Source organism: Zestomonas carbonaria, assembly GCF_904061905.1.
In the GTDB taxonomy this organism is placed as follows: domain Bacteria; phylum Pseudomonadota; class Gammaproteobacteria; order Pseudomonadales; family Pseudomonadaceae; genus Aquipseudomonas; species Aquipseudomonas carbonaria.
The window spans coordinates 36551-52302 of sequence record NZ_CAJFCI010000029.1 but is presented as its reverse complement, the minus strand read 5'-3'; the positions used below and the strand labels follow the sequence as shown (position 1 = coordinate 52302).

General features: G+C 66.6%; 11 protein-coding genes. 9 read left to right on the top strand and 2 right to left on the bottom strand.

The window, feature by feature from the left end:
* The first annotated feature begins 2 nt into the window (after nt 1-2).
* Nucleotides 3-1364, top strand: a complete 1362-nt coding sequence (locus PSEWESI4_RS06230; protein WP_187670325.1) for an MFS transporter — start codon at nt 3-5, stop codon at nt 1362-1364.
* 38 nt (nt 1365-1402) lie between these two features.
* On the opposite strand, the gene PSEWESI4_RS06225 is transcribed toward PSEWESI4_RS06230, so the two are convergent.
* Nucleotides 1403-2278 carry a LysR substrate-binding domain-containing protein gene (locus PSEWESI4_RS06225; RefSeq protein ID WP_187670324.1) on the bottom strand — a complete coding sequence of 292 codons (876 nt, stop codon included), beginning with the start codon at nt 2276-2278 and terminating at the stop codon, nt 1403-1405.
* Nucleotides 2279-2536: 258 nt separating this feature from the next.
* On the opposite strand from PSEWESI4_RS06225, the gene PSEWESI4_RS06220 reads away from it, so the two are divergent.
* From PSEWESI4_RS06220 to gdhA, 8 genes are all read left to right on the top strand, one after another.
* The gene (locus tag PSEWESI4_RS06220) at nt 2537-3703 is read left to right on the top strand and encodes a hypothetical protein (RefSeq protein ID WP_187670423.1); all 1167 of its coding nucleotides are present in this window, start codon (nt 2537-2539) and stop codon (nt 3701-3703) included.
* A 131-nt stretch (nt 3704-3834) separates the two neighbouring features.
* Nucleotides 3835-4773: a LysR substrate-binding domain-containing protein gene (locus PSEWESI4_RS06215; RefSeq protein WP_187670323.1), complete on the top strand. Its 939-nt coding sequence runs from the start codon at nt 3835-3837 to the stop codon at nt 4771-4773.
* Nucleotides 4774-5045: 272 nt separating this feature from the next.
* Nucleotides 5046-6467 carry an aldehyde dehydrogenase gene (gene aldA / locus PSEWESI4_RS06210; RefSeq protein ID WP_187670322.1) on the top strand — a complete coding sequence of 474 codons (1422 nt, stop codon included), beginning with the start codon at nt 5046-5048 and terminating at the stop codon, nt 6465-6467.
* Nucleotides 6468-6555: 88 nt separating this feature from the next.
* Nucleotides 6556-7854, top strand: coding sequence for an MFS transporter (locus PSEWESI4_RS06205; protein ID WP_408004280.1), 1299 nt, complete (start codon nt 6556-6558; stop codon nt 7852-7854).
* Nucleotides 7851-9068 carry a mandelate racemase/muconate lactonizing enzyme family protein gene (locus tag PSEWESI4_RS06200; RefSeq protein ID WP_187670320.1) on the top strand — a complete coding sequence of 406 codons (1218 nt, stop codon included), beginning with the start codon at nt 7851-7853 and terminating at the stop codon, nt 9066-9068. The genes PSEWESI4_RS06205 and PSEWESI4_RS06200 overlap by 4 nt, the downstream gene beginning before the upstream one ends.
* A 59-nt stretch (nt 9069-9127) precedes the next feature.
* On the top strand, nt 9128-10786 hold the full coding sequence (locus PSEWESI4_RS06195) for a GMC family oxidoreductase (RefSeq protein ID WP_187670319.1): 1659 nt from the start codon (nt 9128-9130) through the stop codon (nt 10784-10786).
* A 281-nt stretch (nt 10787-11067) separates the two neighbouring features.
* Nucleotides 11068-12732, top strand: coding sequence for an energy-dependent translational throttle protein EttA (ettA, locus tag PSEWESI4_RS06190; RefSeq protein WP_187670318.1), 1665 nt, complete (start codon nt 11068-11070; stop codon nt 12730-12732).
* 240 nt (nt 12733-12972) lie between these two features.
* Complete coding sequence (gene gdhA, locus PSEWESI4_RS06185; protein ID WP_187670317.1) at nt 12973-14310, top strand: NADP-specific glutamate dehydrogenase; 1338 nt, start codon at nt 12973-12975, stop codon at nt 14308-14310.
* A 175-nt stretch (nt 14311-14485) separates the two neighbouring features.
* Here the strand turns inward: gdhA and PSEWESI4_RS06180 are convergent, their stop codons facing one another.
* A complete protein-coding gene (locus tag PSEWESI4_RS06180; protein ID WP_187670316.1) occupies nt 14486-15673 on the bottom strand; it encodes an RtcB family protein in 1188 nt (395 codons plus the stop codon).
* Between the last annotated feature and the right edge of the window lie 79 nt (nt 15674-15752).

The window sequence follows — 15752 nt, the reverse complement described above, 5'->3', positions numbered from 1 at the left end:
TCATGTCGGGTAACACAGTCAGAATCGATGACCTGCCCATCGGCAGGTTCCACATCAAGATCGCCGGCCTCACCTTCGGCGCCCACTTCACCGACGGCTACATCCTCGGGCTGATCGGCATCGCCTTCACCCTGATCAGCCCGCAGATGAACCTCGACCCCTTCTGGCAGGGCCTGATCGGCAGCTCGGCGCTGCTCGGCCTGTTCTTCGGCAGCCTGTTCTTCGGCTGGATTTCCGACCACCTGGGGCGGCAGAAGATATTCCTCATCAGCTTCGTGCTGATCACCCTGGCGTCGGTGCTGCAGTTCCATGCCGAAACCGCGTTCCAGTTGTTCCTCTGCCGGGTGCTGATCGGCATCGGCCTGGGCGGCGACTTCAGCGTCGGCCACGCCATGCTCGCCGAGTTCGCGCCGAGGAAGCACCGTGGCGTGCTGCTCGGCTCCTTCAGCGTGGTCTGGACCTTCGGCTACGTCGCCGCCACCTTCGTCGGCACCGCCATGCTCGGCCTGGGCGACGACGCCTGGCGCTGGATGCTGGCATCCTCGGCGATCCCCGCCGCCATGATCCTGATCGCCCGCATCGGCACCCCGGAATCGCCGCGCTGGCTGGTGCACAAGGGCCGCATCGCAGAGGCGCGGGCCATCGTCCACAAGCACCTGGGCGCGCATGTCGAACTGGATGACGAGATCGCCCAGCCGCACAGCGGCGGCTTCCGGCAGTTGTTCAGCGCGCAGTACCGCAAGCGCACCGCCTTCAACTGCCTGTTCTTCATCTGCATCGTCATGCCGTACTTCGCCATCTACACCTTCCTGCCGTCGATCCTGCAGACGATGGGACTGTCCGAAGGCTTCGGCACCGAGATGTTGCTCAATGCCTTGCTGGTGGTGGGTGCCCTGCTGGGCATCTGGTGCACGCTGAAGTTCAGCCGTCGCGGCTTCCTCATCAGCGCCTTCCTGATCCTCGCCGCCGCGCTGTTCCTGCTGGCGCTGCTGCCCGGCAACCTGGTTTGGCTGATGGTCGCGCTGTTCGGCCTGTTCACTCTGGTGCTCTCGGCGGTGAGCAACCTGGTCGGCGTCTACCCGGCGGAAAGCTTCCCCACCGAAGTGCGCGCCGGCGGCATCGGCCTGGCCACCGCCGCCAGCCGCCTGGGCTCGGCGCTGAGCACCTTCCTGCTGCCGGTCAGCGTGGCCGGCATCGGCCTCAACCCGACCATGGCCATCCTCGCCGGCATCCTGCTGTTCGGCGCGCTGATCTCCATGGCCTGGGCACCGGAGACCAAGTACCTGACGCTGGCCGACGCCGGTCGGGCCGAGGGCGAGGAGGACTTGCCGCAGGCCTCGCGCAAGGTCGCCACCGCGCTCTAGCCGGAGGCATGCCCGGGAGCCCCGTCGAGGCGGGGCTCCTAGGGATTGCTCACCAGCTCCAGCCAATCCTGGAAGCGCTGCACCTTGGACAGGCCGCGCTTGTCCGTGGGGATGTCCAGCCAGTAGCCATAGGGGCCGACCACCTCCGCCGGAGTGATCGGCAACAGGCTGCCATCGGCCAGTTCGCGCTCGATCATCTGCCGGTCGATCACCGCGATGCCGCCGCCGGCCAAGGCGGTGTGGATCACCTGGTCGAGGGTGCTGAACTCGATGCCCTGGCTGGCGTCCACGTCCGCGCGGCCCATGGCCTCCAGCCAGTTTTCCCAGACCTTCAGGCGCTTGCTCTCATGAAGGATGTGCAACAACGGATGGGCGTCCAGTTCGGGCGGTCGCTCGTCGTCGAACAGCTCCGGGCTGGCCACGGCGATGTGCCGTTCCATCACCAGCAACTGGCTGTGGCAATGGGGCGCCGCCTCCAGGCCGAAGCGGATTCGGCAGTCCAGCTCGGCGGGGCTGTCGTTGTCGAGCTGGTTGGTGACGCTCAGGCTGATGTCCGGGTAGCGCTGCAGGAAGCTGCGCAGGCGCGGCGACAGCCAGCGGGTGGCCCAGGTCGGCGGCGCGAGGATGCGCAGGCGCTGGCGCAGGTTGGGGATGCGTACCGACTGCAGGGCGCGTTCGATCTGGTCGAAGGCCTCGCTCATGTGCGGCGACAGGCTGCTGCCGGACTCGGTCAGGGTCAGGCCGCGCGAGGTACGCACGAACAGGCTGACGCCCAGGTAGTCCTCCAGTTGCTTGATCTGCCGGCTGACCGCGCCCTGGGTGACGCTCAGGGCCTTCGCGGCGCGGCTGAAGCTGCGGTGCCGGGCGACTTCCTCGAAGACCCTGAGCATGTTCAGCGGGGGAAGAGAGCGCATGGGGGACGGTCTCCGGATGGGGCGTGCGGGGCACGCGGATCTTGTCGTTGTGCGCCGATTCTAGCGCCGTCGCGACCGTCCGATGTGCCCTCCGAGCATGCGTTTTTCTCGGGTTCTGCCTGCGATTTAGTCGTTTGTGCGCGGGCTGGACCAACGGTTAGTTTCCGCCGCACACACGCAGGCCCGGATGGCCTGGGCGTGCGGCACCCATAACGACAAAAACAGATACCGAGGCTTCCCAACGTGGCCAGACTTCACCTGCTGATCCGTCCCGAGCACATCCTGTTTCCCGCTCTGCTCGCCCTCAGTTCCACCGCCCTGGCCGTGCCGGTCACGGACAACCTGGACGTCGGTGGCGCCATCCGCGCGCGCTTCGACCACGACCCGGACCGAGATATCGACAAGGCCGGCTTCGACACCCTGATGCTGCGCGCCACCTACACCTCCGACACCTGGATCGGCGCGGCGCGCTACCGCTTCTACGGCAAGCACTATCCCTACCAGTACACCGACCGCATCGGCGACGTCGCCTTCGCGGAATACGCCTGGGTCGGCTATCGCTTCGACGCGGACCGCCAGGTGCAGGTCGGCCTCAACCAGATTCCCTTCGGCCTGCAACCGTTCTTCGGCAGCACCTTCTTCGAGACCCTGGGCAACGTGGTCGGCCTGGAGGACGTCTCCGCGGTGGGCGCCAAGTACATCCACCAGCAGGACGACTGGAACCTGCAACTGGGCGTCTACGGCCGCCCCGCCTGGCCGGGACGCGGCACCAGCAACGGCAGCACCTATTCCACGGTAGTGACCTCCGCCGACGACTACGTGCCCGAGGGCACCCGCAACCGGGAGCGGCAGATCGTCGTCGGGCGCCTAGCGCGCTCGCTGCAACTGGGCGACTGGAAATCCGAGGTGGGCGTGTCGGCGCTGACCTCGCGCCTGGAGAACAAGGACACTGGCAACGACGGCCGGCGCAACGCCTACGCGCTGCACTACCTGGGGCAGAACGGCCCCTGGGGCGTGCAGTTGCAGGGTGGCCGCCAGCAGATGTCGCCGCGCAATCCGGGTAGCGACGAGGTGGTGACCTTCGGCGGCTACGACGGCACCTTCAACGTCGCCAGCCGAGGCAATCTCTACGTCGGCGACCTCAGCTACAGTTTTCCCGGCACCTTCGCCGACGGCTGGATCAGCGGTGTGAAGGTCTACGGCAACTACAGCCGCTTCGACAAGTCGGCCAGCGGTTTCGATACCTCCGAGCGCTTCATCCTCGGCACCTCCTTCTCGGTGAGGTCCTTCTACATCGCCGTGGAATGGCTGAACGGCCGCAACGATCCCTACATCGGCGGCAGCAGCTATACCGACAGCTTGGCCCAGGGCGGCACGGACCACTGGGAAAACCAGTTGTACGCGAACGTCGGCTACTACTTCTAAGACTCCCGTCCAGGGCGGGGGAGGCTTGCGCCACTAGACTGGCGCAGAGTCAACTCCGTCGCCTGGAGCTGCTGCAATACTCAAGGCAGTGGAATCGTGTCGTCGAGGCGGACGGAAAGGAGAGGTGAGTCGTGAAGCGCAAGATTCCTGCCCTCAATGCACTGAAGGCGTTCGAAGTGGCGGGAAGCACCGGCAGCTTCACCCGCGCGGCGGAACTGCTCAACGTGACCCAGAGCGCGGTCAGCCGGCAGGTGCGCCAGCTCGAGGAGCAGCTTGGCGAGCCCTTGCTGCAACGCCGCCACCATCACCTGCAACTCACCGATGCCGGGCGCATGCTGCTGCGCGCCTTGCAGCAGTCGTTCGACCGTATCGAGCTGACGGTGCGCGGCATCCAGCAGCGCCAGCACCTCAATCGCCTGCGCCTGAACGCGCCGCCGACCTTCGCCAGCCGCTGGCTGCTGCCGCGCCTCGGGCGCCTGCGCGAAGCCCATCCGGGACTGGAAGTGACCCTCACCACGCACTTGCAGGACAGCCTGGCCGAAACCGGCACCCTGGACTGCGCCATCCGTTTCGGCAACGGCGAGTGGGAGGGCCTGGACAGCTCGCTGCTGATGCACGAGCGGCACATCGCCGTGTGCGCGCCCGGCCTGCTGGCGCAACATGAGGAGCAGGGCGTGGAGCTGCGCAACATGACCCTGCTGCATGTGCTGGCCCGCGACGACCAGCGCTACCTGACCTGGCGCCACTGGCTGGACGCGGCGAAGATCCAGGGCGTCGACTTGCAGGGCGGCTACGAGTTCGACCTGCTGGACATGGCTATCCGCGCCGCCATCGACGGCCTCGGCGTGACCATGGCCGACCGTCAGATGGTGGCCCGCGAACTGATCGCCGGGCAGTTGGTGCAACTGCTCGACGTGGAGGTCGAAGGGCACCAGTCCTACTGGTGGGTCAACCGTCCGGGGCAGGAGCTGCCCGAGCACGTCGAGCGCTTCCGCGACTGGCTGATGGAAGAAGTGCGCCAGGCCGAACGCAGCCTCGGCAGCTCGCCGCACATCGTCAGCCTGCAATGAAGGTCGGCCGCCGGCGCCTCGCCCGAAGCGACGGCGGCCCCTGGATAGTCGCGCCTGGTAACCTGCGTTTTTCGCATGTTACTTCGCTCTATTAATCGTTTGTCCCCGCTGCGCCCCATGCCGAAACTGGGGCTCATCAAACAACGACAAGAGTGAGCCTCATGCCTGCCTGCCCCGGTCATCCGGCGCGGCTTCGCGCCTGCCCCATCGCCCTCCTGTCGTGTTCCCGTTCCCGCGTCGTCCACGTTTGCGCTTGAACCACAGGAATGCCCATGCGTACTGATCGAAACTTCATCGACGGCCGCTTCGTCGAACCTTCCGCAGCCCATATCGACGTCTTCGATCCGGCCAGCGAAGCCCGTATCGCCGAAGTGCCCTCCGCCAGCGAGGCTGACGTGCTGGTCGCGGTCGAGGCTGCGCAGCGTGCCCAGCGCGAGTGGGCCAGGCTGCCGGCCATCGAGCGCGGCGAGCACCTGCGGCGCTTCGCCGAGGCCATCGAACGCAATGCCGCGCGCATCGGCGAGGCGCTGGCCCGCGAGTCGGGCAAGAGCGTGCAGGACGCCACCAGCGAAGCGTTCTACGCCGCGCAGATCACCCGCTACCACGCTGAGTGGGCGCGGCGCATCGAGGGCGAGGTGATCCCCAGCGACTCCCGCGACGAGACCATCCTGCTACAGCGCGAGCCGATCGGCGTGGTGGCCTGCCTGATCCCGTTCAACTATCCGGTCTATACCCTGCTGCGCAAGGTCGCCCCGGCGCTGATCACCGGCAACGCCGTGGTGGTGCGGCCGAGCAACAACACCCCGACCTCGGCCTTCGAGATCGCCCGCGCCGCCGCCGAGGCCGAACTGCCGGCCGGTGTGTTCAACGTGCTGACCATGCACCACGAGGTGGCCGCCACGCTCTGCCAGCACCCGGCGGTGGGCATGATCACTCTGACCGGCAGCGTCGGCGCCGGGCGCACGGTGCTCGACTACTGCAAGGCGAACATCGCCAAGCCGTCCCTGGAACTGGGCGGCAAGACCCCGGCGATCATCGAGGCCGACGCCGACCTGGAGCAGGCCGCCAGCGCCATCGCCGCGTCCAAGACCACCCACTGCGGCCAGTTGTGCACCGCCATCGAGCGGGTCTACGTGCAGGCTAGCGTGCACGACCGCTTCCTCGCCCTGCTGCGCGAGAAGCTTGCCGCCGTGCGCATCGGCGACCGCGCCGAGGACCCGGCGCGCATGGGCCCGCTGGTCAACGCCCGTTCGCGCCAGGAGATCCACGCCAAGGTACAGCGCGCCCTGGCCGAGGGCGCGCAACTGGAGTGTGGCGGCGTGCTGCCGGAAGGCCCTGGCCACTTCTACCCGGCGACCCTGCTGAGCAATTGCCGCCAGGACATGGAGATCGTCCAGGAGGAAATCTTCGGCCCGGTGCTGCCGGTGCTGCGCTACGAGACCCTGGACGAAGCCCTGGCCATGGCCAACGACCACCAGTTCGGCCTGTCCTCGGTGCTCTACAGCGAGAGCTACCGCACGGCGATGAAGGTGGCCAACGCCATCGAGGCCGGCGAGCTGTACGTCAATCGCACCCCCGCCGATCCCTACCAGGGCTTCCATGCCGGCTGGAAGCGCTCGGGCCTGGGCGGCGACGACGGCAAGCACGGGATGCTGGAGTTCACCCAGACCCGCCTGGTGGTCCTGAAGTACTGATCCGCCGTCGCGGGGCGTTGCCTGCGCCCCGCGTCCGGCCTGGCTTTCCGACAACCCGCCGGCGACGATGCCGGCCACGAGACGCATGATGAAAAAAACAATAAGTGCAGAGGCCATGCCCATGGCCGTTCCGTCCAACGCCAACCTGTCCCGCTACCTGCAACTGGCGCTGCTGGTGCTCGCCGCCGGCGCCATCTACCCCATGCTCTACCTGCGCCAGGTGTACCAGAGCACCATGCTCGAGGCCCTGGCAATCAGCAACAGCGAGCTGGGCTACCTGTACTCGATCCTCGGCACCGCCTTCCTGCTCAGCTACCTGCCCAGCGGCTGGCTGGCCGACCGCCTGCCGCCGCGCTTCCTGATCAGCTTCTCGCTGCTGGGCACCGGCGCACTGGGGCTGTGGTACGCGCAACTGCCGGGGTTCAGCACCTTGCTGGTGATCTTCTGCGGCTTCGGCATCACCACCGGGCTGACCTTCTGGGCCTCGCTGATCAAGCGAGTGAACATGCTCGCCGGCGAGGCCGAGCAGGGCCGCTTCTTCGGCGTGCTCGACGGCGGCCGCGGGCTGGTGGAGGCGCTGCTGGCCACCGTGGCCATCGCGCTGTTCGCCTACGTCGCCGAGACCCGTGGCGAGCGCAATGCCGAGGGCCTGCAACTGGTGATCCACTTCTACGCCGCCTGCTGCATCGTACTCGGCGCCGTGCTGATGCTGCTGCGCGATCCCCAGGGCGTGAGCGCCGACAATGCCACTTCGGGCAAGGGCAACCTCTGGGAGGACCTGCGCATCCTGGCGAGGATTCCCGAGCTGTGGCTGGTCGCCGCCATCGTCTTCTGCGGCTACCACTTCTTCTGGGCCACCTACAGCTTCTCCGCCTACCTGGAAGAGGGCGGCTTCGGGCTGACCGCCACCATGGCCGGGCTGATCACCACCATCAAGCTGTGGATGCGCCCGGTGGGCGGCATCGGCGGCGGCTGGCTGGGCGACCGCTATTCCAAGATCGGCGTGCTGACCTGGGCCATGCTGCTCTCGGCGCTGGGCATGATCGGCCTGATCCTGCTGCCCAGCCTGCGCATGGTCGGCGTGCTGGTGTTCCTGGTGATCTTCATCGGCCTGATGACCTACGCCATCCGCGGGCTGTACTGGGCGATCCTCGACGATTGCCGGATACCGCTGCGGGTCACCGGCCTGGCCATCGGCATCATCTCCCTGGTCGGCTACTCGCCGGACGTTTTCCTGCCGCTGATCAACGGCTGGATCATCGACCGTTTCCCCGGCTTCGTCGGTTACCAGATCTATTTCTCCTATGTCGTGGTGGTGGGCCTGCTGGGCGTGGTCGCCACCCTCACCCTGAAGAAACGCATCCAGAAGAGAGCGGGCCAAGCATGAAAATCGTTTCCCTGCAGACCCACGTGGTCGCCGTCCCGCCGCCGCACATCGGTGGCATGTACTGGCTGTTCGTGACCCTCAAGACCGACTGCGGCATCGAGGGCGTCGGCGAGATCTACGCGGCGACCTTCCACCCGAAGGTCATGGTGCCGGCGATCGAGGACGTGTTCGAGCGCTACCTGCTCGACCAGGACCCGCACCACATCGAGCGCTTCTTCCGCCGCGCCTATTCCAGCGGCTTCACCCAGCGCTCGGACCTGACCATGATGGGCGTGGTCAGCGGCCTGGAAATGGCCTGCTGGGACATCATCGGCAAGGCGGCCAACAAGCCGGTGTACGAACTGCTCGGCGGCAAGGTCCACGAGCGCCTGCGTTCCTACACCTACCTGTACCCGAAGAACGCCCGGGGCGAGTACGACTACTCCGACCCGGACCTGGCCGCCGAGTGCGCGGTGCAGAACATGAACCTCGGCTTCACCGCGCTGAAGTTCGACCCGGCCGGCCCCTACACCGCGTTCTCCGGCCATCAGTTGTCGCTGGAGGTGCTGGAGCGCTGCGAGACCTTCTGCCGCAAGGTCCGCGAGGCGGTGGGCAACCAGTGCGACCTGCTGTTCGGCACCCACGGGCAGATGGTGCCGTCCTCGGCCATCCGCCTGGCCAGGCGCCTGGAGAAGTACGACCCGCTGTGGTTCGAGGAACCCATCCCGCCGGGCCAGGAAGAGGCCATGGGCCAGGTCGCGGCGAAGACCAGCATCCCCATCGCCACCGGCGAGCGGCTGACCACCAAGTACGAGTTCTTCCGCCTGTTGCAGGCCGGCGGCGCGTCGATCCTGCAAATGAACGTCGGACGCTGCGGCGGCCTGCTCGAAGGCAAGAAGATCGCTTCCATGGCCGAAGCCTTCTACGCGCAGATCGCCCCGCACCTCTACAACGGCCCCATCGGCGCGGCGGCCAGCTTCCAGTTGGCGGCCTGCACGCCGAACTTCCTGATCCAGGAAAGCATCGGCACCTGGGACGGCTTCCACGCGCAGATCCTCAAGAAGCCGCTGCACTGGGAAGACGGCTACATCATCCCCTCCAGCGAGCCCGGCCTGGGCGTCGAGCTGGACATGAACGTGGTGCGCCGCCATTCGCCCTACACCGGCGAGCGCCTGCACCTGCAGATGGGCCCCGACCCGGTGGACGTCAAGGACACCGCCCCGGCCAAAGGCTGACGCCAGGCCCGCCCCGTGAGGGGCGGGCGACCCGATTCATCTTCGCGGTAACGATATTCATGAAATACGACTACATCATCGTCGGCGCCGGCTCCGCCGGTTGCATCCTGGCCAGCCGCCTGAGCGAATCCGGCGAGCACAGCGTCCTGCTGCTGGAAGCCGGCGGCAAGGATTCCTCGCCCTGGTTCAAGATCCCCGTGGGCTTCGCCAAGCTCTACTACAACCCGACCTTCAACTGGATGTACTACAGCCAGCCGCAGGCACAGCTCGCCGGCCGCCAGTTGTACGCGCCGCGCGGGAAGGTGCAGGGCGGCTCCGGCTCGATCAACGCGATGATCTACGTGCGCGGCCAGGCCCACGACTTCGACGACTGGGCGGCCAATGGCAACGATGGCTGGTCGTTCAAGGACGTGCTGCCGTACTTCCGCAAGCTGGAATCGCACCCGCTGGGCGACAGCGAGTACCACGGCGCCAGCGGACCGATCCGCATCAGCCCGATGAAGGGCCAGACCCACCCGATCTGCGACGCCTTTCTCAAGGGCTGCGAAGAGCTGGGCTACCCGCGCAGCGAGGACTTCAACGGCGAGAATTTCGAAGGCGCCGGCATCTACGACGTCAACACCCGCGACGGCCAGCGCTGCTCCAGCAGCTTCGCCTACCTGCACCCGGCGCTGGGCCGGCCGAACCTGAGCGTCGAGCGCCACGCACAGGTGGAACGCGTGCTGTTCGATGCCGACAAGCGTGCGGTGGGCGTGAGCGTCACCCAGCACGGCGTGCGCCGGGAATTCCATGCCGCTCGGGAAGTGATCCTCGCCGCCGGCGCCGTCGATACGCCGAAGATCCTCCAACTGTCCGGCGTGGGCGACCGCGCCCTGCTCGAAGAGCACGCCATCTCAACCGTGCACCACCTGCCGGCGGTGGGCAAGAACCTCCAGGACCACCTCTGCGTCAGCTACTACTACAAGGCCGACATCCCGACCCTGAACGACGAGTTCGGCTCGCTGCTGGGCCAGGTGAAGCTCGGCCTGGAGTACCTGCTGACCCGCAAGGGACCGCTGTCGATGAGCGTGAACCAGAGCGGCGGCTTCTTCCGGGGCGACGACAGCCAGGAACACCCGAACCTGCAACTGTATTTCAACCCGCTGTCCTACCAGATTCCCAAGAGCAGCAAGGCCAGCCTCAAGCCGGAGCCGTACTCGGGCTTCCTGCTGTGCTTCAACCCGTGCCGGCCGACCAGTCGCGGCGAGGTGCGCATCGCCTCGAAGAACCCGGCCGACGCGGCGCTGATCGACCCCAACTACCTGAGTACGCAGAAGGACATCGACGAAGCCATCCAGGGCAGCCGGTTGATCCGCAAGATCATGAACGCGCCGGCGCTGAAAGCGGTGACCGTGGAAGAAGTCCTGCCCGGGCCGTCGGTGAACGACGACGAAGGGATGCTCCAGTACTTCCGCGAGAACTGCGGTTCGATCTACCACCTGTGCGGCAGTTGCGCCATGGGCGCCGACCCGCAGGACTCGGTGGTGGACAGCCGCCTGCGGGTGCATGGCCTGGAAGGTTTGCGGATCGTCGATGCGTCCATCTTCCCCAACGTCACCTCCGGCAACACCAACGCGGCGGTGATGATGGTGGCGGAGAAGGGCGCGGAAATGATTCTCCAGGATGCCGCCGGCCAGCAGCCTTCTGCCGCCGCGGACTCCCGCAAGGCGGTGGCGTAGCCGGCAACGCGCCCCGCTCTCGTAGGATGCGCCGTGCGCACCGATAGGGCGGATGACCACGGTGTTCTCCTGGCGTGACGCGAGCCTTCCTCCGGTAAACGGTGCGCCCTACAAGGGCTGCAAAGCCCGTTCTCGCGCTCCGTGCGAGGGCGCGGCCATGCCTTCGGTCGGGTGGTGGTCCGTGGCGCGGCGTGACGCATGCCGGGCGAATGGTGGGCAGGCCCCACTCTGGCGTATAGTTCGCGGTTTGCACCATTTTTACTTTCTGCGAGGTTTTCGTCTTGGCTCAATACGTCTACACCATGCACCGGGTGAGCAAGGTCGTTCCCCCGAAGCGTGAAATCCTCAAGGACATCTCTCTATCCTTCTTCCCCGGCGCCAAGATCGGCGTGCTTGGCCTGAACGGCGCGGGCAAGTCCACCCTGCTGCGCATCATGGCCGGCGTCGACAACGAGATCGACGGCGAGGCCCGGCCGATGCCGGGGATCAAGGTCGGCTACCTGCCGCAGGAGCCGCAACTCGATCCGCAGAAGACCGTGCGCGAGGTGGTCGAGGAGGCCGTGGGCGAGATCAAGCAGGCCCAGGCGCGTCTCGACGAGGTGTACGCCGCCTACGCCGAGCCGGATGCCGACTTCGACGCCCTGGCCGCCGAGCAGGCACGCCTGGAAGCCATCCTGCAGGCCGCCGACGGCCACAACCTGGAGCGTCAGCTCGAGGTTGCCGCCGACGCCCTGCGCCTGCCGCCGTGGGACGCCAGGGTCGAGCACCTGTCCGGTGGCGAGAAACGCCGCGTGGCGCTGTGCCGCCTGCTGCTGTCGGCTCCCGACATGCTGCTGCTCGACGAACCGACCAACCACCTGGACGCCGACTCCGTCGCCTGGCTGGAGCACTTCCTCCACGACTTCCCCGGCACCGTGGTGGCGATCACCCACGACCGCTACTTCCTCGACAATGTCGCCGGCTGGATCCTCGAACTGGACCGTGGCCACGGCATTCCCTACGAGGGCAACTACTCCGGCTGGCTGGAGGCCAAGTCCACCCGTCTGGCCCAGGAGGCCAAGCAGGAAGCCGCCCACGCCAAGGCCATGAAGGCCGAGCTGGAGTGGGTGCGCCAGGGTGCCAAGGCCCGCCAGGCCAAGTCCAAGGCGCGTTTGCAGCGCTTCGAGGAAATGCAGTCGCAGGAATTCCAGAAGCGCAGCGAGACCAACGAGATCTACATCCCGGCCGGTCCTCGCCTGGGCGACAAGGTCATCGAGTTCCACAACGTCAGCAAGGGCTACGGCGACCGCGTGCTGATCGAGAACCTCAGCTTCAGCGTGCCGAAGGGCGCCATCGTCGGCGTGATCGGCGGCAACGGCGCGGGCAAGTCGACCCTGTTCCGCATGATCATGGGCAAGGAGCAGCCGGATTCCGGCACCATCGAGATCGGCGACACCGTGCAACTGGCCAGCGTCGACCAGAGCCGCGACAGCCTGGACGGCAGCAAGACCGTCTGGGAGCAGGTTTCCGACGGGCTGGACATGATCAAGGTGGGCAGCTACGAGGTGCCTTCCCGTGGCTATGTCGGCCGCTTCAACTTCAAGGGCGCCGACCAGCAGAAGTTCGTCAAGGACCTCTCCGGCGGTGAGCGCGGCCGCCTGCACCTGGCGCTGACCCTGAAGCAGGGCGGTAACGTGCTGCTGCTCGACGAACCGTCCAACGACCTCGACGTGGAAACCCTGCGCGCCCTGGAAGACGCGTTGCTGGACTTCCCCGGCGCGGCCATCGTGATCTCCCACGATCGCTGGTTCCTCGACCGCATCGCCACCCACATCCTCTCCTACGAGGACGACGGCCAGGTGACCTTCTTCGAGGGCAACTACACCGAGTTCGAGGCCGATCGCAAGAAACGTCTCGGCGAGGCCGCTTCCCAGCCGCACCGCGTGCGCTACAAGAAGCTGGCGTAGTAGTGCTCTCGCAGGGTGCGCCACGTGCACCAACAGGACGCCTGGCGGTCCTTCCGGTGTACGGGGCGGATCCCACGAAAAACGGGGCCTGATGGCCCCGTTTTTCATGGCCGGTCGTCGGCGATTTACATAAGTGCACCAAAAAGATTCATAAAAGCGTCATTTCGCACTATCTAGGTGCCCGTCCGGATTGCTAGAGTCTCGCGCGCCAACGAATCACTCAGATGTGCCGGTGCAGACATGACCCAATCCGTCGACTCCTTCCTCGAGCGCCTCAAGCGCCGCGATCCCGATCAGCCCGAGTTCCACCAGGCGGTGGAAGAGGTGCTGCGCAGCCTGTGGCCTTTCCTGGAGGCCCATCCGCATTACCTCGAAGCCGGTATCGTCGAGCGCATCGTCGAGCCCGAACGTGCCGTCCTGTTCCGCGTACCCTGGGTCGACGACCAGGGGCGGGTGCGGGTCAACCGTGGTTTCCGCGTGCAGATGAGCAGCGCCATCGGCCCCTACAAGGGCGGCCTGCGCTTCCATCCCTCGGTGAACCTGGGCGTGCTCAAGTTCCTGGCCTTCGAGCAGGTGTTCAAGAACTCCCTGACCTCGCTGCCCATGGGCGGCGGCAAGGGCGGCTCGGACTTCGACCCGAAGGGCAAGAGCGAGGGCGAGGTGATGCGCTTCTGCCAGTCGTTCATGAGCGAGCTGTACCGCCACATCGGCGCCGATCTCGACGTGCCGGCCGGTGACATCGGCGTCGGCGCGCGTGAGATCGGCTACCTGTTCGGCCAGTACAAGCGGCTGTCCAACGAATTCACCTCGGTGCTCACCGGCAAGGGCCTGGCCTACGGCGGCAGCCTGATCCGCCCGGAAGCCACCGGCTACGGCTGCGTGTACTTCGCCGAGGAAATGCTCAAGCGTACCGGCCAAGGCTTCGACGGCCGCCGCGTGGCCATTTCCGGCTCCGGCAACGTGGCCCAGTATGCCGCGCAGAAGGTCATGGACCTGGGCGGCAAGGTGATCTCGTTGTCCGACTCCGAAGGCACCCTGTTCGCCGAGGCCGGCCTCGACGCGGAACAGTGGAACTACCTGATGGACCTGAAGAACGTCCGCCGCGGCCGCATCCGCGAGATGGCCGAGCGTTTCGACCTGCAGTTCCTCGGCGGCCAGCGACCCTGGGGGCTGGCGTGCGACATCGCCCTGCCGTGCGCCACCCAGAACGAGCTGAACGGCGAAGATGCCCGCACCCTGCTGAAGAATGGCTGTATCTGCGTGGCCGAGGGCGCCAACATGCCCTCGACCCTGGAAGCGGTGGACCTGTTCCTCGAGGCCGGCATCCTCTACGCACCGGGCAAGGCCTCCAACGCTGGCGGCGTGGCCACCAGCGGCCTGGAGATGAGCCAGAACGCCATGCGCCTGCACTGGACCGCCGGCGAGGTGGACCAGCGCCTGCACGGCATCATGCAGAACATCCACCATGCCTGCGTGCATCACGGCGAGGAGGGCGGTCGGATCAACTACGTGAAGGGCGCCAATATCGCCGGCTTCGTGAAGGTGGCTGATGCGATGCTGGCGCAGGGGGTGGTTTGACGTAGGTGCCGGGGGACGGTCCTGTCCCTCACCCCAGCCCTCTCCCGGAGGGAGAGGGATCTTTACGTGCACTCCCGGTCAGGTCGGCGCATTCCTTGTCCCCTCTCCCTCCGGGTGAGGGGCTGAGCCGTATCTCCTGCCCCGAGCTTTCCCTGTTTACTCACCCTACAAAAACTCACCCCTTCACACACACCACCTGTCGCAGCGTATGCACCACTTCCACCAGGTCACGCTGCGCCGCCATCACCGCGTCGATGTCCTTGTAGGCCATGGGGATCTCGTCGATCACTTCCTTGTCCTTGCGGCATTCGACATGGGCGGTGGCGCGGACCTGGTCTTCCACCGAGAAGCGCTTCTTCGCCTGGGTGCGGCTCATCACCCGGCCGGCGCCGTGGCTGCAGGAGCAGAATGACTCCTCGTGGCCCAGACCGCGGACGATGTAGCTCTTCGCACCCATGCTGCCGGGGATGATGCCCAGTTGGCCCTTCTGCGCCGACACCGCGCCCTTGCGGGTGACCAGCACCTCACGGCTGAAATGCCGTTCGCGCTGCACGTAGTTATGGTGGCAGTTGACCGCCTCCAGTTCGGCCTCGAACGGCTTGCGGATCACCCGGCGCGCGGCGTCGATCACCGCGTGCATCATCAGCGCGCGGTTCTGGCGGGCGAAGTCCTGGGCCCATTCCACCGCCTCCATGTAGTCGGCGAAGTGCCGGCTGCCTTCCTCGAAGTAGGCCAGGTCGCGGTCCGGCAGGTTGGCGATATGCTGGCGCATGTCGGCCTGTGCCAGCTCGATGAACAGCGTGCCGATGGCATTGCCGACCCCACGCGAGCCGCTGTGCAGCATGAACCAGACCTGCTCGGTCTCGTCCAGGCAGACCTCGATGAAATGGTTGCCGGTGCCCAGGGTGCCGAGGTGCTGGCGGTTGTTGGTCTTTGCCAGGCGTGGGTACTTGTCGGTGATGCGCTTGAAGCGACCGGACAGGGCGCGCCAGGCCTGGTCGGCGGCGGCCGGCACGTCGCTCCAGGCACCCTGGTCGTGCCTGCCGAAGGTCTTGCCGTGGGGTACCGCCTGCTCGATGGCGCGGCGCAGGCCGTGCAGGTTGTCCGGCAGGTCGGCGGCGACCAGCGAGGTGCGCGCGGCGATCATCCCGCAGCCGATGTCCACGCCGACCGCGGCGGGGATGATCGCGCCGACGGTGGGGATCACGCTACCGATGGTCGAGCCCTTGCCCAGGTGCACGTCGGGCATCACCGCGATGTGCTTGAAGATGAACGGCAGTTGCGCGGTGTTCAGCAGTTGCTGGCGGGCCTCCGGCTCGACTGGCACGCCGTCGGTCCAGAACTTGATCGGTTTACCGGCCATGGACGGGTTTCCGGGAGAGTGGAACACCATTCTATGCCCATGCCCCCGTCCGTAGCCCGGATGCAATCCGGGGCAAGCA